This window comes from Mycolicibacterium stellerae (assembly GCF_003719305.1).
Classification (GTDB): domain Bacteria; phylum Actinomycetota; class Actinomycetes; order Mycobacteriales; family Mycobacteriaceae; genus Mycobacterium; species Mycobacterium stellerae.
In genome coordinates this window covers 1-19,448 of record NZ_RARC01000009.1, presented here as the reverse complement: position 1 = coordinate 19,448, position 19,448 = coordinate 1, and the positions used below count along the sequence as shown (strand labels likewise).

The window sequence follows — 19,448 nt, the reverse complement described above, 5'->3', positions numbered from 1 at the left end:
ATGAGTCCACGTCTTTTTGATTCGCCCATCGTCCGTCTCGTCAACGGTGCCGCGGTGTTGCTGATCAACGCGCCGGTGATCGGTCGGCTCGTCGGCCGAGGCCTGGTCGTGATCCGTTATGTCGGCAGGCGCTCCGGCACGACATTCGAGATCCCGGTCGGCTACCGGCGGTCCGGCGGCGACCTCGTCATCGGCGTGACCGCACCCGATGCGAAGAACTGGTGGCGCAATTTCCTCGGCGAGGGCGCACCGATCACCCTTGTGAATTTCAACGGCCGGGATCGAGACGGCCACGCGGTCGCCAATCGAGATGCCCGAGGGCGGGTTTCGGTGACGGTACGGCTCGACGATCGGCAGTGAGCTATTGGGCTTCCGGCGCTTCCGGGTTTGCCTTGTTGCGCCGATTGACCAGCGCAACGCCGACGACGCCAATGGCAGCGCCGATACCGGCGGCACTCCACGAGGTGGAAAAGCCCAGCGCAGCACCGAGCAGGCCGATGGCCAGACCCGCGACGACCCCGACCGCAATCAGGATCGCGATTATCTGCCACCAGGGCATCGGACCGCCAGAATTTGCCACGGCGAGAGAATAACAGCCGGTTCGGCCGCCCGTGACGATTTGCCGCTCAGGCGTCTAATCTCTTGCGACGGTAAAGCGTTCCCACGCCCAGCAAAATAAGGCTGATGAGCAGGATGGCCGTCGCCAGCACGTTGATCTGCGGTGGCACCGAGGCTTTCACCGATGCGTTCACATACAGCGGATACGTCACCGAAGAACCGCTGACGAAATAGGTGATGATGAAGTCGTCAAGCGAGAGCGCGAACGACAACATCGCCGCGGCGACGATGCCAGGCACGATCAGCGGAAGCGTGACCTTGAAGAACGTGCGCGTCGGGCTTGCGCCCAGATCCATCGACGCGTCCTCCAGTGTCCAGTCGAATCCGCGCATCCGCGCCCGCACCGTCATCGCGATGAAGCTGACCTCGAATGCGATGTGCGCCAAGAGGATCGTCGTGTAGCCGGTGGCCCAGCCCAGGTCGAGGAACAGCACCAGCAGAGATGCACCCATCACGACCTCGGGCGCGGTCAGCGGCAGCACAAGGAACGTGTCGACGGTCTGACTGCCCCGGAACCGTTGCCGGACAAGCGCTACGGCCACCAACGAACCGAGCACCAAAGCAATAGCGGTCGAGACGGCCGCGACGTTGATGCTCAGTAGCAGTGCCTCGGTCAGTGGGGGGTACTTGAACGGGTCGAGCCAGTTCTTCAGCGTGAAGCCCTGCCAGCTGTAGTTGAACTTGCCCTTCGGGTTGTTGAACGAGAACAGGATGATCACGAAAATCGGCAGGAAGAGATAGAGCAGCACCAGACCGGCGACGATGCGCAACACGATGTCGCCCCACTTCGGGCTGCCCTTAACGGTTTTCGGGGCCTTGTCGGCCTGGTCGACCACATTGGCCACGGCGGCACCCGCCTGCGTCGTCATACCAGGTCCTCGGTGCCGAGCGCACGGGTGTACGCCAACACGCCGACAAGGATGATCACCATCAAGACCATGCTGAGTGCGGCGGCCGCCGGATAGTCCTTGACCACCAGGAACTGCTGCTGGATGACGTTGCCGATCATTGTTGTCTGGGTGCTGCCGAGGTACGAGGCGTTGATGAAGTCGCCCGCGGCGGGGATGAACACCAGCAGGCTTCCGGCGAAGACACCCGGCATCGACAGCGGCAGAACCACTTTGGAGAAACTGCGGGTGTTCGACGAATACAGGTCCTTCGTCGCCTCGATCAGCCGGGGATCGATCTTCTCGAGGCTCACGTACAGCGGCAGAATCATGAAGATGATCCAGTTGTAGATAAGGCCGCCGATCACCGCCCAGCTGGTCGACAACAAACGGCCGTCGCTGGGCAGCAGGCCGACCGAGTCAAGGGCACTCACCACCCAGCCGTCGTCGGCCAAAATCGTCTTCCATGCGATGGTGCGGATCAGGAACGTCACGAAGAACGGCAGGATCACCAGCCCGAGGATGAGGTTCTTGAACCGTCCCGCCTTGAATGCGATGACGTACGCCAGGGGATAGGCCAGCAACAGGCACGCCAACGTGGCCACAATGGCGTAAAGGAACGACCGCAGGATCTGGTCTTGATACCTGCTGAACGCCTCGCTGTAATTGCTGAATTTCCAGGCGAACTCCATGGTCGGCAGGAAAACCGAGCCGCCAGAGGTCGACAGCGACGTCATGGCCAACGAGATGATCGGCCACACGAAGAAGATCCCGAGGTAGATGAGCGCGGGCGCGATCATCAAATACGGAGCGATCTTGCTCCGCTGTCGACTGCTGGTGGCTACCCCCGCCATCGGGTCAGGCGCCGGTGACCGCGGCGTATGCCGTGTTGAATTTCTGCAACTGCTCGTCTGTCAACGCGGGCCAGCCCTTCGCCTTCGCGAGCATGTCCGCCGGCGGGTTGATCAACGGGTTCTTGGCAGAGTCCGGGTCCACCTTCTCAAGTTCTTCGGTCATCCCCGACAGCACAGGGATGTACTGGACGAACGACACCAGCTTGGCGTAGTTGGCCCGGTCGTAGATGTAGTTGATCCACTTCTCGGCCCAGTCTTGGTGCTGGGTGGTGTAGGGGATCACCATGGTGTCGACGAACGTCGTGCCGCCCGACTCCGGAATGATGAACTGCACGTCGGGGTTGTCGGCCTGCAGCTGCACGACGTCACCGGAATATGCTTGGGCGACAACGAGATTGCCTGCGGCCAGGTCATCGAGATAGTCGTTGCCGGTGAAGCGGCGGATCTGGCCCTTGTCCTTCTCCTCCTTGACCAGGTCGATGGCCTTCTGGACGGTCGCCTCGTCCGGTTTGTCGATCGACGAGCCCTGCGACATCATGATCATTCCCAAGGCATCCTGGGTGTCAGAGAACAGACTGACCCGACCCTTGAAGGCGGGATCCCACAGATCGTCGATGCTCTTGATATCCCTGCCGGTCGCCGCCCTGTTGTAGCCGATGCCGACGAAACCGGACATGTAGGGCGCGCTGAACTTACGCCCGGGGTCGACGCTGGCCTCCAGCAGATCGGGCCGCAGGTTCTCGATGTTCGGGATGTTGGCGTGGTTCAACTCGCTGAGGAAGCCGAGCTGTTGCAGGCGTACGGCCATGAACGTGGTCGGAACGGCGAGATCCGCACCGATGTCCTGCTTGCGCTGCAGCGGCTCCTTGACCTTGGCGAACCACTCCTCGTTGTCGTTGAGGTCCTCTTTGTAATCGACGGTGATGCTCTCTGCGTCCTGGAACCCCTTGACGAAATCGGGGGCCATGTAGGCGGGCCAGTTCGAGATGCGCAGCGAGTCGGAGACGTCCTCCCCGCCTCCGCCGCTGTCCTTGCTACACGCGGCAAGGAACGCCGGGCCGAGAACGGCGGCCGCCGCGGCGGCCGCGCTGCCGCCGATGAAGCGCCGCCGCGAGGTGCGGTTTGATGCGAGTCGGGCAGCGAGATTGAGGTCGATTCCTGGGGTCATTTCTCGTGGCATGGCGACTGTGCCTTTCGTGCATTCCGGGGGAAAGGGGACGGGTTGACGGACGGAGTCCGTCACGAGTCGTCGAGCATCTCCTCGAGGTCCTCGGTGGTGGGAATGTCGGCGGCAGGAAGCACCAGCGAGGCCTCGGGTGCCCAGCTGACGTGAACCTGGTCGCCCGGTCTGAGCAGCGGGAGGTCCTGCTCAGCGCCGACATGGGCGATGATCGCCGAGTCGTCGGGAGCGGCGAGGGAGAGCCGCACGACGGGCCCCTGGAAGGTGAGGTCGGTGACCGTTGCGGCCACGGTCGCGACATCACCCGTCGGCGCATCCATCGACACCCGAACGCGTTCCGGCCGGATCATCAGGGTGGCGTGGCCGCCTGGTTCGATGGTGGTATCGCCCGGCCTGGCCTTCAAAGAGGTGCCAAGAACTTCGACCTGAACGAAATCGCCGTCGGCGCGGCCGGTCTGGCGGCCCGCCCACAGGTTGGCCTGGCCGATGAAGCTGGCGACGAACACGGTCGCGGGCCGGTCGTAGATCTCCGTCGGGCCGCCGATCTGGTCGACGTTGCCCGCGTTCATGACCGCGATGCGGTCGCTCATCGTCAGCGCTTCCTCTTGGTCGTGCGTCACGTAGACGAACGTGATGCCGACCTCGCGTTGGATCCGCTTGAGCTCGAACTGCATGACCTGCCGGAGCTTGAGATCCAGTGCCCCGAGCGGTTCGTCAAGCAGGAGCGCACTCGGATAGTTCACCAGCGCCCGGGCCAGCGCGACGCGCTGCTGCTGGCCGCCAGAGAGCTGCCCCGGTTTGCGCTTCGCGAAATCGGTGAGGCGCACGATCTCGAGCAGTTCGTCGACGCGCCTTTTGACCTCGGCTTTGTCCTTCTTCAGGCTGCGCGGCCCATAGGCGACGTTGTCCCACACGGTCATGTGGGGGAACAGCGCGTAGTGCTGGAAGACCGTGTTGACGTTGCGCTTGTGTGGAGGCACCCGGGAGACGTCTTTGCCCTCGAGGCGGATGGCGCCCTCGGTCGGGGTCTCGAATCCGGCGATCATCCGCAGCGTGGTGGTCTTGCCGCAGCCCGACGGCCCCAGTAGCGAAAAGAACTCGCCGGAGGCGATCGAGAAGTCGGCTTCGTTCACTGCCACGTAGTCGGTGAACCGCTTCGTGACATGGCCGATCTCGATGACCGGGCTGCCCTTGGCGTTAGCGGCCCCGTCATGTCCCGTCGTCTGATCTGCGGCGGTGGTGTGTGTGCCGGTCAGGGCGAGTCCTCCCTAATGCCCCCGAAGCTTTCGGGTAAACCATCGCGGATTCCGTCGTCCTTCGCAAGCGATTCCGCAACGAATTTACATATCGACAATGGAATCGCTCGTGTCTGGGGTGCCGGAGGTGCAGATTTCGCGGGAAGGGTCGCGCCTGGGCCACGGCTGACTGTCGGCAGCCGGCGGGCCGGGCGCGAAGGCGCGAGACCTGTCACTTTAGTTTTGCGTTCGGTCTCGCGGGGGTAGGAGAGCGATATGGCGACGATTGATGTGTCGGTGGCGACCGATCTGGCTCCGCGACCGGCCTGGAAGCTTGCATCGGACCTGAGTCGCTTCGACGAATGGCTGACGATCTTCGGCGGCTGGCGAAGCGAGGTGCCCTCCACGATCGAAGAAGGCTCCTGCGTGTCGTCGTGCATCCGGGTCAAGGGGTTCCGCAACGTCATCCACTGGCGGGTCACCAGCTACGAGGAGCCGAACCTGATCGAACTGAGCGGCGCAGGGCGGGGTGGGGTTCGCATCTCGTTGTCGATCGAGGTGCAGGATGCCCCACCGGGGGCGAAGTTCCGGGTGTTGGCTGGCCTCAAAGGCGGATTGCTCGGTACCCGAATCGGTCAGCTGGTCGCCAAGGTGCTGCAGTCCGAGGTCCGCAAGTCGGTGACCAACCTCGCCGCGTTGCGCTAGCTTTCGGGTCGGACTCTCCCCCTACGCTTCGCGGGGGAGGTACCCCCACAACGCGGCGCACTTCGCCGCTTGATCGTCTTGCGACTAACCCCATTCGTGGTTCATGGCACGGGATTCGTACCGCGCCTCCGCGGTATCGATAGGTCGTGCCCGGACCCTGGACAGTGCGATGAGCACCATTGCCAGCGCGGCGGTGACGGCACCGCCGATGAATATCGCGATGAAGCTGCTCTCCATCGGCACGGCGGCGTCGGCCGCGGTTCGGCCCAACAGGACGGCGACCAGGGCGGCGGCTATCGAGCTGCCGATCGTGCGGGCGATCGCGTTCATGCCGGTGGCGACGCCGGTTTCACCCGCATCGACCTCGCTGACGATCAGCGCAGGCAGTGCCCCGTCGCCGAGGCTGATGTACGCGTTGGCCAGGATGCTGGCGGCGATGACCTGCCACGGGGCGGAGTGCGCGAGCGCGATGAACAGGAATCCGGTGATGCCAGCCGCGGCGGCGACCACGAGGACCGGCTGGGCGCCGTAGCGGTCGATGAACCTGCCGCTGACCAAGGCGACGAGGAACCCGGTGATCGCACCCGGCAACAGGTAGATGACGCTGGCCTCGAGCACGGTCGCCCCGAAGCCGTATCCCGCAGCCTCGTGCGGGATCTGGACGAATTGCGTCAGCCCGAGGAAGGCGAAGTACAGTCCCATGCCCACGAAGACGGTGGCGACGTTGGTGAGCAGTATCGGGCGTCGGCGCAGCATCTTGGTCGACACCAGCGGCTGCTTGGCCCGTTGCTCCCAGAACCACCAGCCGACCGTGACGGCGATGCCGAAGGCTGCGCACGCCACGGTTCGTGGTGACGTCCAGCCCCAGGTGCTGCCCTGGGTGATCGCCAACAACACCGCCGACAGGCCGGCGCCGAGGCCTGCGGCGCCGAGCCAGTCGATCGAACCCGTCGTGCTGCGCGGCCGGGCAGGCACCACGAGGACCACGATGGCGATGACGACGACGGTGAAGCCGGTGGTGAGCCAGAACACGCGGTGGTAGTTGGCGCCGTGGTTCATCAGCAGGCCGACGACCACCAACCCGGTTCCGCCGCCGAAGCCCAGCGTTGCCGACAAGACCGACATCGCCGAAACCATGCGGTCCTCGGTGAGCTCCTCGCGAAGGATCGCCACTCCGATGGGATAGAGCGCGAACGAGGCCGCCTGCAGAACACGACCCAGGATCAGCAGGGCGAGAGACGATGTGGTGGCCGCGAGCACCGAACCCACCAGCACGATCGCGAGCACCCACAACAGCACGCGCTTCTTGCTGTGCAGGTCGGCGAGGCGACCGATCAGCGGCGTGGCCGCTGCGGCGGCAAGCAGGTTGGCGGTCACCGCCCAGCTGACGCCAACAGTGGAGGCGTCGAGTTGGTCTGCGATCGTGCTGAGCACAGGGACGACGGCGGTCTGCAGGATGGCGACGGTCAGGACGACGATGCTCAGCCCGACGATCAGTGTCCTTGGTCGCCGGAGCGGCCGGTCGCCGGCCGTGGAGTGTGTCGGTTCCGCCCTGACCACTCCACGCTCCGATCGTTAGCCCATCTTCGGTTCCACCCGATTATGTCGGGCGGCCATGAAGCGCCGACAACCCGATCGTGTGGAAGGTGTGGGGAGCGGTGGCCGTCGCGGCTCACACCTCTCGTCGTTGAACGTGTTGAATTTTGGCGGACACGGCGTCGGGCGCGTGATCACGTCATGATCGAATGGGCCCATGACACAAGGGGGCCAATCGGGTACCGCACTGACATCGCCGACGTTCAATGGCCGTACGCCATCGGGCGTCGGTGATCTGTCCGTCGAGACGCACGGGATCGCGCCGGTTCGCGAAGACCAGCGCTACGGCAGCCCGCGCCGGCTGTTCAGCGTGTGGTTCGCCCCGCAGGTCAACATGACGGGCGTTTTCACCGGTGCGCTGGCGATCTCGCTGGGCCTGGGGTTCTGGCTCGGCCTGCTCGCGATGGTGATCGGAACGGTGCTCGGCTCGCTCGTGGTCGGTTACCTGTCGACATGGGGCCCACGCACCGGCACGGCCCAGTTGCCGAACTCGCGGATGGCGTTCGGCGCTGGGGTGGTGCTTCCCGGTGCCCTGCAGTGGCTTTCGTCGATCGCATGGGATGCGCTGGTTGGGTTATTCGGCGGCGAGGCACTTGCCGTGCTGCTCGGCATCCCGTTCTGGAGCGCGGTCATGATCGTGCTGGCCGTGCAGGGCGCGGTCGGGTTCTTCGGCTACGAGATGATTCACCGCATCCAGGCCGTGCTGACGGTGGTGCTGTTAGTCACCTTCGTCGTGTTCGCCGTCAAGCTCGCCGCGGGTCACCAGATCGTGACGCCGGCGACCGTGCAGGGCGCCGACCTGGTCGGCGCATTCGTCCTCGAGGTCACCATCGCGCTGAGCCTGTCGATTTCATGGGCCAGCTACGCCGCGGACTTCAGCCGCTACCTGCCCGCCGACTCGTCCCGCCTTCGTGTCTTCGGTTTCACGTTCGCCGGAATCGTGTCGGCGTACATCTTCGTTCAGGCAATCGGAATTGCGGCAGGCGACCTGGTGTCCGAGCACACCGCCGACGGCGTCCGGTCGGTGATGGGCGGCGGCATCCTCGGGGCGCTGGCTCTGCTCATCATCGCCCTGGCCTCCATCGGTTCGGGCGTGATGAATGACTACAGCGGGTCGCTTGCACTGCAGACGATCGGAGTGCGGGTGCGAAGGCCCATTTCGGCGGTGGTCGTCACCGTGATCGCATTCGGGCTGATCCTTTGGCTGCACGGCGGCGACACAGCGTCCCGATTCGAGAACATGCTGCTGCTGGTCAGCTACTGGATTCCGGCATTCGTCGCCGTGGTCGTCATCGACTGGGCGCTGCGGGTGCGCGGGCGGGCGACGATCAATCCGGCCGACGAGTACACCGGCCGCGGCGACGCCATCGCGGCTGTCGCGGCCTTTGTGCTCGCCTACGCCGCCGCGGTGCCGTTCATGAACACCTCGTTGTTCACCGGCCCGGTCGCCGAGGCATGGCACGGCGCCGACGTCGCCTACTTCGTCAATTTCGTTGTCGCAGTGCTTCTCTATGGCGGCTATCGCTTGTTGCGTTCGCGGCCCGCGAACTTGGACAGGTAGAGCCAGGTCGGTTGGTAGCCGCGCCGTTCGTACAGCCGGATGGCGTCGGCATTGCCGGCAAGAGCGCCCAGGATGAGGTCCTCGACACCGAGATCGTGCAGGTGTGTCTCCAGCCGGTCGAGCAGTTCTGAGCCGAGGCCGGTGCCGCGGTAGTCGGGCAGCACACTGAGCGATTCGATTTCCCCGATCCGGTCGCCGGTTCGCCAGGTGTCCTCGATCCACGAGTCCGCGACGCGCATCACGTGCGTCAAGCCGTACCCGGCCGGCTCGTCGTCGACAAAAGCCAGCAGTAGCAGGGTGTCCGGTTTGGCCAGCAGCTCCTCGTAGAGTTTCCTGCGGGCGCGCCACGTCTCGGCGTCGTCCACGTAGGGCGCGAGCTCGGGCATGCTCTCGCAGTGGCGGTGATGCACGGCAACCCAGAGCGGTCCGACGAGGTCCAGATCTTCGACGCCACCCACTCGCACCTGCCAGCCGGTTCCCATCGGATCACGCTAGCTCAGCGACGATGCACGCCATCGGGCGTTTGTACCACCGGTCGAGGGGTTAATTAACGCCCATGCACCCGAGTGTTGATGTTGGACCGCCGATGCCCGCGTTGGCCGTAGCGTTGCCGAATGGCTAAGTCCGAGAGCGAACACGAAGAAGACGAAGAAGATCGGCAGCGCCTCGCCGACCGGGTTCTCGGCAGGCTCGAGGACGCGGTGTACTGGGGGATCGCGCTGGTCCTGATCATCGGGTCGGTCGCGCTGTTGATCGCGCAGTTCAACACCATGCTGATGCTGCGCGAAGCGCCCGTCAAAAGCGTGATGCTCGAGATCCTGGACGGTCTGCTGCTCATCTTCATTTTCGTCGAGCTGCTTTACGCGGTGCGCGCCTGCCTCAGGTCACACGAGATCGTCGCCGAGCCGTTTCTGATCGTCGGCATCTTGGCCGGCATCAAAGAGATCGTGGTGCTCTCTGTCGAGGCCGCGACCCTGCTCGAGAAAGGTCCCGCGTTCTCGCGCGCAGTGGTCGAGATCGGTGTGCTTGCCGGCGTGGTTCTGGCGCTCGCACTTGCGGCGTTCGTGTTGAGGGAACGCCGCCGGGACACCGAGGATGCGGGCGAGCAGGCCGGCGAGGAAGAACAACCAGCTAAATCCTGACGCGCCATCTGTCGGCGGATCTCGGCCGAGCGCTGACACACTGCCTGCTCGGTCTCTATCGCGCATCGTGTTATGTATGCCATCATATATAACGTGTTCAGCACCCCCAGGGAGCGGATGGTGGTATCCGCCGCGCTGTTGATTCGGGAACGCGGTGCTCAGGCGACCGCGATCTCCGATGTGCTCAAGCACAGCCGCGCACCGCGCGGGTCGGCCTATCACTATTTCCCCGGCGGCCGGATGCAGCTGCTCGAAGAGGCGACCGACTATGCGGGCGCCTACATCGCGGACAAGATCTCGGCCGCGGACAGCGCCGTCGAGCTGTTGGACGACCTGACCGACATGTACCGCAGGCAGCTGATCCGCAGTGACTACCGGGCGGGTTGTCCCATCGTCGCGGTGACTGTCGAGGCCGGTGATCCCGACAACCCCGAACGCACGACGAAGGTCATCGAACGGGCAGCCGCCGCGTTCGCCCTCTGGACCGATCTGATCAGCCGGCGACTCGTCAGCGAAGGTGTCGCCGCCCCGCGTGCCGAGGAGCTGGCGATGTTGGTGACCACCTCGATCGAGGGCGCCATCATCGTGGCCCGCGCTTCTCGCGATGTGAAACCGCTCGACCTCGTTCAGCGTCAGCTGCGCACGCTGGTAGAGGAAGCCGAAAGGAAATCCCGATGACCGGTGAATGGCAGCCGACGGCTTGCATTCTGTGCGAATGCAACTGCGGCATCGTCGTTGCGCTCGAGGGCCGCACGCTGGCCAAGATCCGCGGTGACAAGGAGCATCCCGCGTCGCAGGGCTACACGTGCAACAAGGCGCTGCGGCTTGATCACTACCAAAACAACCGCAGCAGGCTGACCTCGCCTTTGCGTCGACGCCCCGACGGCAGCTACGAGGAAATCGACTGGGACACCGCGCTCACCGAGATCGCCGAAGGCTTTAAACACATCCGCGACACCTACGGCGGTGACAAGGTCTTCTACTACGGCGGCGGCGGACAGGGCAACCATCTGGGTGGTGGGTACGCGGGCGCGTTCCTCAAGTCGATCGGCTCACGCTACCGCTCGAATGCGTTGGCGCAGGAGAAGACCGGCGAGGCGTGGGTAGACGCCCACCTCTACGGCGGACACACCCGTGGCGAGTTCGAGCACGCCGAGGTGTCCGTTTTCGTCGGCAAGAACCCGTGGATGTCGCAGAGTTTCCCGCGCGCCCGCACGGTGCTCAACGAGATCGCCAAGAATCCCGCGCGGGCGATGATCGTCATCGATCCGGTGATCACCGATACGGCCAAGATGGCCGACTTCCATCTGCGCGTGCGGCCGGGCACCGATGCGTGGTGTCTGGCGGCGATGGCTGCGGTGCTGGTGCAGGAAAACCTGTGCAACGAAGAGTTTCTGGCCGACCACGTGACCGGTGCCGACGCGGTTAAAGACGTGCTCCGGCAGGTGCCGATCGCCGACTACGCGCAGCGATGCGGCGTCGACGAGGAGCTGATCCGCGCCGCGGTGCGACGCATCGCAGGCGCGGACAGTGTGGCGGTCTTCGAGGACCTCGGCGTTCAGCAGGCGCCCAACAGCACGCTGTGCTCATACCTGAACAAGCTGCTGTGGATTCTCACCGGTAACTTCGCCAAACGCGGTGGGCAGCACCTGCACTCGGCGTTCGCGCCGCTATTCACCTTCGGCGGTGTCGGCCGCTCGCCGGTGACGGGATCGCCGGTGATCTCCGGGCTGGTGCCGTCGAACGTTGTGCCGCAGGAGATCCTGACCGACCATCCCGACCGGTTCCGGGCGATGATCGTCGAAACGAGCAACCCCGCACACTCCCTGGCCGACTCGGCCGCCTGCCGGAAGGCCTTCGAGTCACTGGAGCTGATGGTGGTCATCGATGTGGCGATGACGGAGACCGCCCGGCTTGCCCATTACGTCCTGCCCGCGGCGAGTCAGTTCGAGAAGCCCGAAGCGACGTTCTTCAACCTGGAGTTCCCGCACAACACTTTTCATCTGCGGCATCCGATTCTCGACCCGCTGCCGGGCACGCTGCCCGAGCCCGAGATCTGGGCACGCCTGGTGCGGGCGCTCGATGTCGTCGACGACGCCGACCTCGAGCCGCTGCGCGAGGCCGCCGACCAAGGGCTGGAGGCGTACGCGCAGGCGTTCCTCGGAGCGGTTGCCGCGAACCCGGCGATGAGCCGCGTGCTGCCGTACGTCCTCTACGAGACGCTCGGCCCGACATTGCCTGAAGGCCTGAAGGGCGCGGCGGCGTTGTGGGGGTTGGCGCAGAGGACGGCAATGAAGTACCCCGATGCGGTGCGGCGGGCAGGCCACGTCGACGGCAACGCGCTCTTCGAGGCGATCCTGGCACGCCGCTCGGGTGTGACGTTCACGGTGCACGAATACGAGGACGACTTCGAGCTGATCGGCCACGCCGATCACAAGATTGCGCTGGAGATGCCCGAAATGCTGGGTGACATCGCCCGCTTGACTGACGCGCAGGCCGCGCTGACGACCCCGGAGTTCCCGGTGGTGTTGTCGGCGGGCGAGCGCCGCGCGTATACGGCGAACGACATCTTCCGCGACCCGAGTTGGCGCAAGCGCGACGCGGAAGGAGCGCTGCGCGTCAGCGTGGAGGACGCGCAGGCGCTGGGCCTGGTCGCGGGTGGACGCGCGCGCATCACCACCGCGGCCGGTAGCGCCCAGGCGAACGTCGAGATCAGTGAGGCGATGCTCCCGGGCCATGCATCGCTGCCCAACGGGCTCGGTCTCGACTTCGTCGACGAGGACGGGCAGACGCTGGTCCCTGGTGTCGCCCCGAACGCGCTGACGTCAACGGAATGGCGCGACGCCTATGCGGGCACACCGTGGCATAAGCATGTACCTGCCCGCATCGAGGCCGTAGAGGCCGCTGCCACAGCGTGATTAGGCTCTGCGAAGGAGTGTGATGTCCTTCGCGGAGCATCAATCGCCGTTGCCGAGACCCTTCTGGATCTTGCTCACCGTGCGCTGAATGTCGAGCAGCTTGCGCATGAGCTCGGCGTTCGTCGGTTCGTCACCCTGGATGCTGGTCGGCGGACCGACCCCACCGGGTGGCAGTCCGCCGTCGGGGATCGCAGCCAAGTCATGGAACTTGCGGATGATCTCGATGATCGCCTGCGGTGTCTGTCGCAGATCGATGACGGGACCGTAGTCGGCGATAACGCGCTCGATGAACTTGTCTTCACTGATCATGAGTTTCCTTTCGGACGGGGTGTTGACGTGACCAGGTCGTGAGAATCGTCTTCCGACCACGCCGGACGGGTTGAGCGGCATGGCGTTTGGCTGGGTCGACCGTGCCGTCGTCTCGCAGGTTGCGCCATACCACGAGCCGGCCGGCAACAGGTGTGACGCGCACGCGTAGATCCGGAAACACCGTGGCGCCACCTTCCGGCGGGGTCTCCAAGTAGAGCAGCACGGTGAGCTCGCGCTCGCCTTCTGGATCGCACGCGAACAACCCGGCGTCGTGATGCAGCTGGAAACGACCGCGGTTCCGGTAGCGCACAGCTTGCCAGGGCTCGAGTGTCGCGGAGTCAACCCGCAGCATCTCGCAGACACGTCGCTCGATGCCAGCGACCGCTTCGTCGAGCTCGGCGTTGAACCATTGTTGATCGGTGGACACGCTCGTGCGTTCGGCACTGCGGTAGTAGACAAGCTCGTCGCCGAAAAGTCTGTTGACCACGCGGCTCGGCCGCCAGAAGGCGAAGTCTAGTTCTGCGCAGATGAACTCGCATTCGTCGGCGTCCAGGAATCCGTCGATCCATGTGACGCCAACGTCAAGGACCTGCTTGGTCATGTCGATATTCATATGACGAGCTCGGTGAGGATCAGTTCCTGGTAGTCGCGCACAGTGCGCACGTCTCCCAGCCCTATCGGTGTCGGTTGACCGGTGTACAGGTCGCGCATCAATGCCAGTGATCGCTTGTGTTGTGTCTGCCAGTCGGCGTGGTCGTCCCAGTGCGGTACCCGGCGGCCGCGGTCATAGCAATGCCAGCCGATGATGCGGTGCGGATGGAACATGTCATAGCCATGTGTGAAGGCTCGAAGGCCGGTGACAAGTTCGTCGCCGAAGAAGTAGATCCGCGGATCGAACACGACATCCTTGTTGAACTCTCCGGCCGTGAAAACAAAGTGCAGAGAAAGGAACTCGGCCGGTAACGGTTCGCTCAGAGTTGTCCAGAACGGAATGGGATAACTGGTCAGCCGGGTCAGCACGCCCTCGTCGCGAGACAGCGGGGCCATCATGTAGGGTCGCTTGCCGCGTCCGCCCGGTTCGGAGTCCGGCTTGTAAGCGGGAAGGTAGCCCGTCAAGAGTGGTCGCGTCACGCCGTCATCGGAGAGGTTGCGGTACATCGCCAGCAGAAGCTCGTCCCAGTTCCTGACGAAACGATGGTGGGAGTCGAGGAGCAGCGTGAACGGCTCGCCGTTCCAATGTCGTTGGGCGATTGCACGTGCCCAATTGCAGCCCTTGCTCTGTTCAGCCGGGATGTCGATGATCTCCACGCCCGGCAATTCGCGAAGGTCGCGAGGCAGTAACTCGTCGCGTTCGTGCTGCCATACCACGCAGGTCCGCAGAAGATCCGGTCGCTTCGCCTTGCGGTAGAGGTGACGCAGCGTCGCGGGCAACTCGGCGTCCCGGTAGGCCGGGATCTGCACAAAGATGCGCGTGTCCGCCGACATCTGCACTCTCCGATCGGTGTTCGAGTTCTCATCGCAGTGTGTACTCGGGACACGTGATTGCGGTGAGTAGTCGAGTACTCGAGTCGCCGACGCGGCCGCTGCCAATTGTCGCGCGACCACCAACACGATTGGCGTAGCGCACTACTCGCGCCTCGGTGCGAAGTCGGTGCGACGCTACGCAAGTCCAGTCGACGTCAAGGGATGGTGGATGATGACGATCACCTACGGAACGGTGGAACGGAACCACCGGCACGAATCGAGCAACGGTGAATCCAATCAGAATCGCGTGGACCCGGGTCTCGGTAAAGCCGAGGAGAAGCGGCGGGCTGTCGAACGGCTCGATGAGGTTCGCCAGTTTTTTCGTGATCAACAGGCCCGACGAGAAGTCGTCGCTGTCACCAAGACACCGCTGGGTCAGACGCTTGACTGGGTTCCAGCCGAGAGCCTGACGGCCGACGGTGTGGTTGCGGATGCACCGGACGAGGGTGGCGGCGTCGATCTGCGCTCGCTGTGCACGGTGCCCGCCGACACCGACGGCGACCAGTTCAGGCCGGCGGAGTTGGTGACGTTCGAACTTGACGACAGGAACGTATCTCGTGGCCCCACGGGTACGGTCCCGCTTGTTCGTCGCGACCTGGACCGGTTGACAACGGCCAAGACACTCGACGATCTGCTTTCCAAGCATGGTCGGGCGATGCGATTGCAACCCGATGGTGCGCGTGCCGAGGTCGCGCTACCCGAGGACGGGACCGTGCACAAGTACGCCTACACCGCGCAGTGGGTGGACTGCTTCGGCTGTGAGGGCAACATCAACGCATGGGATCCCTACGGTGAGTGGTCCGATGAATTCACGCTGGGCCAATGCGCCCTCGCACGGGGCAGCGGGGGATCCAAGCAGACGATCGAAGCGGGCCATCAGCAGTATCGAGATCTCTACGGTGACTGGGTGCCGCATCTGTTCATCTTCTACACAACGAACGGATACACCTCATCCGGTGACAACAAGGGCGGTTACAACCAGGATGTCCGCGGCTGGGTTCAGGTGTCGACGCGAGTATTCCCCGAAGCGCTGTCCTCGCCGGTCAGTGTCTTCGGCGGTACACAGTACGTGTTGAGTCTCAAATGGCAACTCTCGCAGGGCAACTGGTGGCTCCGGGTCAATGGTGAATGGATGGGCTACTACCCGGCGAGCCTGTTCGCGACATCAGGATTGCGGAACGGGGCTGAGAAGTGCGCCTGGTATGGCGAGGTGGTCGACTCGGGAAGCCATGCCGGAACCACTGCTACCGATATGGGCAACGGTCACTGGCCTTATGAGGGCTGGCAGCATTGCGCCTACATGAACAATCTGTTATATCAATCGACTGCTGGTGGTCAGATGACGCGGTACAGCCCGACTTCTGTTTACGGTAGCCATTCGAAGTGCTACAACGTCGAGGGCCACTTCGACAACACCGGCAGCTGGGGACCGTACTTCTGGTGGGGCGGCAGCGGCAAGAACAGCCAGTGCCCATGACCTCCGAGCCGCCGGATGTGATCCCGTGCCCCTCGAATCCGGATTTCGAGTGCGTTCGTACGGCCTCACAGACGCCGACCGGTGAGATAGCGGCACCGCCGGACCCGGGCATGGGTGGAGCGAATGTGGAGGAAGCGCTATGCCCCGAAGGGTACGTGCCGCGCCGACGCCGAGACCCATACACGTTGGAGGGAAAGGTTATTCGGCGCGATCCCTAGCGATGCAGATCGTCGATGTCGAGAACCGGGCGCGGTGGTAGCGGATCGGCGCCACCCGATATGGCAGCAATATTCGCTTTGGACACGCGTAGCGAATTGTGCGCTGATAGTGTCGAATACCCGGCGAAATGGCGGGTCATGCCCCATGATCAATCCACCAGTCGAAATCCGGCGAAGTCGACGCATGGGAGCAAAACATGACTCGATTGCTGCGTGGCGCAATACCATCGCTGATACTCGCCGTGGGGTTTGTGGGCGCGGCGGTGGCAGGGGCCGCGCCTCCGGGACCGGAGCTGTCGTTCAATCAGTTCCCGGGCGGGATAACCGTCAACGTCACCGACAAGAGCGGGACCACATCGTGGTGCCGCTATTCGGCCGAGTGGTTCACCCCGCCGCCGTTCCTGCTGTTCGCGAATAAGACGTACCCGTTGATGATTCCGTTCTCGTCCCCAGACGACAAGGTGTGGAACGTCAACGTCAACTGCGACAACGGCGCCAGCACCCACACGACCTACAACTATGTGGCGCCGGGAACAGACCCTTCAGTAATCGAGTCTGGGCCCACCGACGCTCGGCAGGCCGAATGCCCGCCGGAGCAGACTTCGGTGAATGGCGTCTGCCAATACCCCCCTTGCCCCTATACGGGCCAATACCGCGACACAGCTGACGGCCAGTGCAAGTGCGGTTCGGGACGTTCGACGAACCCGGACGGCAGCTGCGGGGCCTACGTTGGCGCACCTGCCCGGCCGGGTCTGGACGGGCTTGCGCCGTCGCCGCGCCGGTCCATTTCATTCCGGAGGAGACGGCCCCGGCGTCGGCCTGCGCCGCGGCTACTGGGCATCCACGTCGGTCCACCTGACCGTCGACGAGTCCGAAGTTTATGACCGGCTAGGAGTCGTACCGGACCCGTACCCCCCGATGCGGGAGCAACACGATGCCGCGACGGACCTGCCTGTCCTCATCGTCGTGCACGGCTTGGAACCTGCCGGAGCGCAGCAGCGTTTGGAGCACGACGGTGAGCTCGAGAAGGCTGAAGCTGGCGCCGAGGCAGCGTTTGATACCTCCACCGAACGGGATCCAGGCATAGGTCGGGGGGGTGACGTCCAAGAACCGCTCGGGATGGAACTCGTTGGGGTGCTCGTAGGTTTCGGCGTTGAGGTTGACCTCGCCGATGTGCGGGACGATCCGTGTCCGCGCAGGCACCGTGTAGCCGCCGAGTCGGTAGTCGCAGGCGGTGTAGCGCCCGGTGAAGGGGGAGGGGGGCCGAATGCGAAGCGTTTCGTTGATCACGGCCTGCGTGTACGCCGTTGATTCGCCCGCCTCCGCCTCGGCCGCAACCTTGGCCAGCTCGCGTGGGTGGTGCAGCAGGAGGTCGATCATCCAGGCCAGCGTCGTGGCCGTCGTCTCATGCCCGGCGAGCACCAAGGTGACGAGGTCGTCTCGAATCTCCTTGTCGGACAGGAACTCCCCATCCTCGCTGCGGATGGTGAGTAACAACGACATGATGTCGGTGCGCTCGTGCAGATTGGCATCCTGACGCCGGGCGGCGATCATCGGCGTCAGCAGGTCATCGATGGCCTGGTTCGCGCGGTCGAGCTTGGGCCATCGTCTCAAGCCGCCCATCGAGTGCAGGGCGACGCGCAGAATCAGTTGTTCCGACGACCCGAGGTCCAGCAGCGTCTCGAAGGGGCGGCCGAGCCGAGCCCGCTCGCCGGGGTCCTCGACGCCGAACATGACGCGGACGATCACGTCGAGGGCGAGGTCGCGCGCCGCACGCAACATCTTGAACGGCTTGCCCGTCGGCCACGCGGCGATGGCGTGCCGTGTGCTGTCTTCGATGATCGGTCGGTAGTTCTCCAGGGCCTTGCCGTGCAGTGCAGGGGTGAGCAGCTTTCGGCGTCGAAGATGTTCGGGCTCTTCTTGAACGAACATCGAGCCGGTTCCATAGATGAGCGCCGACGGCCGCACGCCCCGCCCGCCGAGCAGGACGTCGGGCTTCTCGGTGAACACCTGTTTGACCATTGCCGGGTCCTTGATGAGAACCACGGGGATGCCCGGCAGTGGAATCGACACGATGGGTCCGTAGGTGGCGAACAGGCGTCGAATCAGCCATTCTCCGGCGACCAGGTAGCCGGCTCCGCAGGCGGCGGCAACAAATGGTCGCAGCGGCGCGATCGCCCGCGGGCCCGGCGGTCGGAGCTCCTGAGTCTGCGCGGTATTGGTGATGTTCCGACCATACGGTACGGCTAGCGGCGGGCGAGCGGATAATCGCGAGCGCACAGCCTGAGATCCTGGGGCTGGCACCGCATTACGGCTGCGAGATTTCCTGGCCGTCCGGTGTGTGGACCGTAAAGCATTGGGTCGCCGCGAATTTAGTGCGATGTTGCGACCGCTCGCTACGCCTCACCTTGGTAGAGGCCGGTCAGCTCGGTCGCGATCTGGAGCAATAGGTCCTTGACGGCGGGTTGGTCCAGCACCTGCACCAGCCCGCCCCAGCCGGCCAGGTCGCGGGCCAGGTCGAGGGGGGTCGGTGCGGCCACCCGGGCCCGGGTCCAGCCGTCGGCCTCCTCGACCGTCTCGTCGCCGTCGATGACCTCGCACTGGCGGCCGAAGCGCTGGCGCAGCACGGGCACATAGCGGGTCTCGATCCGGATCGTCGCCTGGGTGCGGGCACGCTTCAGCTCCACAACGCCGACCACCGCTTCCCAGGCGGCGTCGAGAGCGAACCCGGCGGGGCGGGGGCTGGCCTCCTCGTCGGTGGTCACCGCCTGCTCTATGCGGTCGACCCGGAAGGTCCGCTGACCCCGGTCGGTGCCAGCGACGAGGTACCAGCTGTCGTCCTTGGCCACGAGGCCCCACGGGTCGACGATCCGCTCAGATCGCTGCCGGGACCCGCTGGTGTACGTCATGCGGATGCGACGGCAGGTCACGACGGCGTCCTCCAGCCGGTCCACGAGGGGAGGCCGACGGCGGGGCTGCTCACCCCAGCGGCTCTGGTCGATGACGGTGGCGGTGGCGGCCGCCTCGGCGTCGGCCCGGAAGGTGGCCGGCAATGCCTGGACAAGCTTGCGCATCGCGGCCCGGGCCTGGTCGGAAGCCGACGTCGCCGGGCCCACCCGCAGGAACACCGCGCGGGCTCTGCCCCTTATAATCATCTCCGCGCCCACGAAACCGAGGCTGATCTCGTATGGCGTTTTCCGCTTGTAACAACAAATCCTACAGAC

At 64.5% G+C, this 19,448-nt stretch carries 20 protein-coding genes; 7 read left to right on the top strand and 13 right to left on the bottom strand.

Features of this window, described 5'->3' with window-relative positions:
• A complete protein-coding gene (locus D6M19_RS13460) occupies window positions 1-360 on the top strand; it encodes a hypothetical protein (protein WP_123025734.1) in 360 nt (119 codons plus the stop codon).
• Window position 361: 1 nt separating this feature from the next.
• On the opposite strand, the gene D6M19_RS13455 is transcribed toward D6M19_RS13460, so the two are convergent.
• The 5 genes from D6M19_RS13455 to D6M19_RS13435 form a co-directional block, all read right to left on the bottom strand.
• On the bottom strand, window positions 362-580 hold the full coding sequence (locus tag D6M19_RS13455; protein ID WP_123025733.1) for a hypothetical protein: 219 nt from the start codon (window positions 578-580) through the stop codon (window positions 362-364).
• Window positions 581-626: 46 nt separating this feature from the next.
• Window positions 627-1,487: an ABC transporter permease gene (locus D6M19_RS13450; protein ID WP_123025732.1), complete on the bottom strand. Its 861-nt coding sequence runs from the start codon at window positions 1,485-1,487 to the stop codon at window positions 627-629.
• On the bottom strand, window positions 1,484-2,359 hold the full coding sequence (locus tag D6M19_RS13445; RefSeq protein ID WP_123025731.1) for an ABC transporter permease: 876 nt from the start codon (window positions 2,357-2,359) through the stop codon (window positions 1,484-1,486). The genes D6M19_RS13450 and D6M19_RS13445 overlap by 4 nt, the downstream gene beginning before the upstream one ends.
• Before the next feature lie 4 nt (window positions 2,360-2,363).
• On the bottom strand, window positions 2,364-3,527 hold the full coding sequence (locus tag D6M19_RS13440; RefSeq protein WP_123025730.1) for a polyamine ABC transporter substrate-binding protein: 1,164 nt from the start codon (window positions 3,525-3,527) through the stop codon (window positions 2,364-2,366).
• Window positions 3,528-3,598: 71 nt separating this feature from the next.
• A complete protein-coding gene (locus D6M19_RS13435; protein ID WP_123025729.1) occupies window positions 3,599-4,717 on the bottom strand; it encodes an ABC transporter ATP-binding protein in 1,119 nt (372 codons plus the stop codon).
• A 333-nt stretch (window positions 4,718-5,050) separates the two neighbouring features.
• Between D6M19_RS13435 and D6M19_RS13430 the strand changes: the two genes are divergently transcribed.
• Window positions 5,051-5,479: a type II toxin-antitoxin system Rv0910 family toxin gene (locus D6M19_RS13430; RefSeq protein WP_123025728.1), complete on the top strand. Its 429-nt coding sequence runs from the start codon at window positions 5,051-5,053 to the stop codon at window positions 5,477-5,479.
• Window positions 5,480-5,563: 84 nt separating this feature from the next.
• Here D6M19_RS13430 and D6M19_RS13425 read toward each other — a convergent pair whose 3' ends face one another.
• Window positions 5,564-7,039 carry an MFS transporter gene (locus D6M19_RS13425; RefSeq protein ID WP_123025727.1) on the bottom strand — a complete coding sequence of 492 codons (1,476 nt, stop codon included), beginning with the start codon at window positions 7,037-7,039 and terminating at the stop codon, window positions 5,564-5,566.
• Between the two features lie 193 nt (window positions 7,040-7,232).
• Between D6M19_RS13425 and D6M19_RS13420 the strand changes: the two genes are divergently transcribed.
• Window positions 7,233-8,636 (top strand): purine-cytosine permease family protein, encoded by a 1,404-nt coding sequence (locus tag D6M19_RS13420; protein WP_123025726.1) that lies wholly within the window; start codon window positions 7,233-7,235, stop codon window positions 8,634-8,636.
• Here the strand turns inward: D6M19_RS13420 and D6M19_RS13415 are convergent.
• Complete coding sequence (locus D6M19_RS13415; RefSeq protein ID WP_123025725.1) at window positions 8,594-9,118, bottom strand: GNAT family N-acetyltransferase; 525 nt, start codon at window positions 9,116-9,118, stop codon at window positions 8,594-8,596. The genes D6M19_RS13420 and D6M19_RS13415 overlap by 43 nt on opposite strands.
• Before the next feature lie 132 nt (window positions 9,119-9,250).
• On the opposite strand from D6M19_RS13415, the gene D6M19_RS13410 reads away from it, so the two are divergent.
• The 3 genes from D6M19_RS13410 (at window position 9,251) to D6M19_RS13400 (ending at window position 12,696) form a co-directional block, all read left to right on the top strand.
• The gene (locus tag D6M19_RS13410; RefSeq protein ID WP_123025724.1) at window positions 9,251-9,778 is read left to right on the top strand and encodes a phosphate-starvation-inducible PsiE family protein; all 528 of its coding nucleotides are present in this window, start codon (window positions 9,251-9,253) and stop codon (window positions 9,776-9,778) included.
• 117 nt (window positions 9,779-9,895) lie between these two features.
• On the top strand, window positions 9,896-10,456 hold the full coding sequence (locus D6M19_RS13405) for a TetR/AcrR family transcriptional regulator (RefSeq protein ID WP_123025886.1): 561 nt from the start codon (window positions 9,896-9,898) through the stop codon (window positions 10,454-10,456).
• Window positions 10,453-12,696: a molybdopterin-dependent oxidoreductase gene (locus tag D6M19_RS13400; protein WP_123025723.1), complete on the top strand. Its 2,244-nt coding sequence runs from the start codon at window positions 10,453-10,455 to the stop codon at window positions 12,694-12,696. The genes D6M19_RS13405 and D6M19_RS13400 overlap by 4 nt, the downstream gene beginning before the upstream one ends.
• A 39-nt stretch (window positions 12,697-12,735) precedes the next feature.
• On the opposite strand, the gene D6M19_RS13395 is transcribed toward D6M19_RS13400, so the two are convergent.
• From D6M19_RS13395 to D6M19_RS13385, 3 genes are read right to left on the bottom strand one after another with little or no spacing between them, the layout of a single operon-like run.
• On the bottom strand, window positions 12,736-13,005 hold the full coding sequence (locus D6M19_RS13395; RefSeq protein WP_123025722.1) for a hypothetical protein: 270 nt from the start codon (window positions 13,003-13,005) through the stop codon (window positions 12,736-12,738).
• Entirely contained in the window at window positions 12,995-13,606 is a 612-nt protein-coding gene (locus D6M19_RS13390) for a prolyl hydroxylase family protein (RefSeq protein WP_164478476.1), read from the bottom strand. The genes D6M19_RS13395 and D6M19_RS13390 overlap by 11 nt, the downstream gene beginning before the upstream one ends.
• A gap of 8 nt (window positions 13,607-13,614) precedes the next feature.
• A complete protein-coding gene (locus D6M19_RS13385; protein WP_123025720.1) occupies window positions 13,615-14,490 on the bottom strand; it encodes a GlcNAc-transferase family protein in 876 nt (291 codons plus the stop codon).
• A 208-nt stretch (window positions 14,491-14,698) separates the two neighbouring features.
• Here D6M19_RS13385 and D6M19_RS13380 point away from each other — a divergent pair, with 208 nt between their 5' ends.
• On the top strand, window positions 14,699-16,006 hold the full coding sequence (locus tag D6M19_RS13380) for a neprosin family prolyl endopeptidase (RefSeq protein WP_123025719.1): 1,308 nt from the start codon (window positions 14,699-14,701) through the stop codon (window positions 16,004-16,006).
• Between the two features lie 585 nt (window positions 16,007-16,591).
• Here D6M19_RS13380 and D6M19_RS34245 read toward each other — a convergent pair.
• The 3 genes from D6M19_RS34245 to D6M19_RS13370 form a co-directional block, all read right to left on the bottom strand.
• Window positions 16,592-16,732, bottom strand: a complete 141-nt coding sequence (locus tag D6M19_RS34245) for a hypothetical protein (RefSeq protein ID WP_164478475.1) — start codon at window positions 16,730-16,732, stop codon at window positions 16,592-16,594.
• 380 nt (window positions 16,733-17,112) lie between these two features.
• Window positions 17,113-18,450 carry a cytochrome P450 gene (locus tag D6M19_RS13375; RefSeq protein ID WP_123025885.1) on the bottom strand — a complete coding sequence of 446 codons (1,338 nt, stop codon included), beginning with the start codon at window positions 18,448-18,450 and terminating at the stop codon, window positions 17,113-17,115.
• A 170-nt stretch (window positions 18,451-18,620) separates the two neighbouring features.
• On the bottom strand, window positions 18,621-19,352 hold the full coding sequence (locus D6M19_RS13370) for a helix-turn-helix transcriptional regulator (protein WP_234834844.1): 732 nt from the start codon (window positions 19,350-19,352) through the stop codon (window positions 18,621-18,623).
• Between the last annotated feature and the right edge of the window lie 96 nt (window positions 19,353-19,448).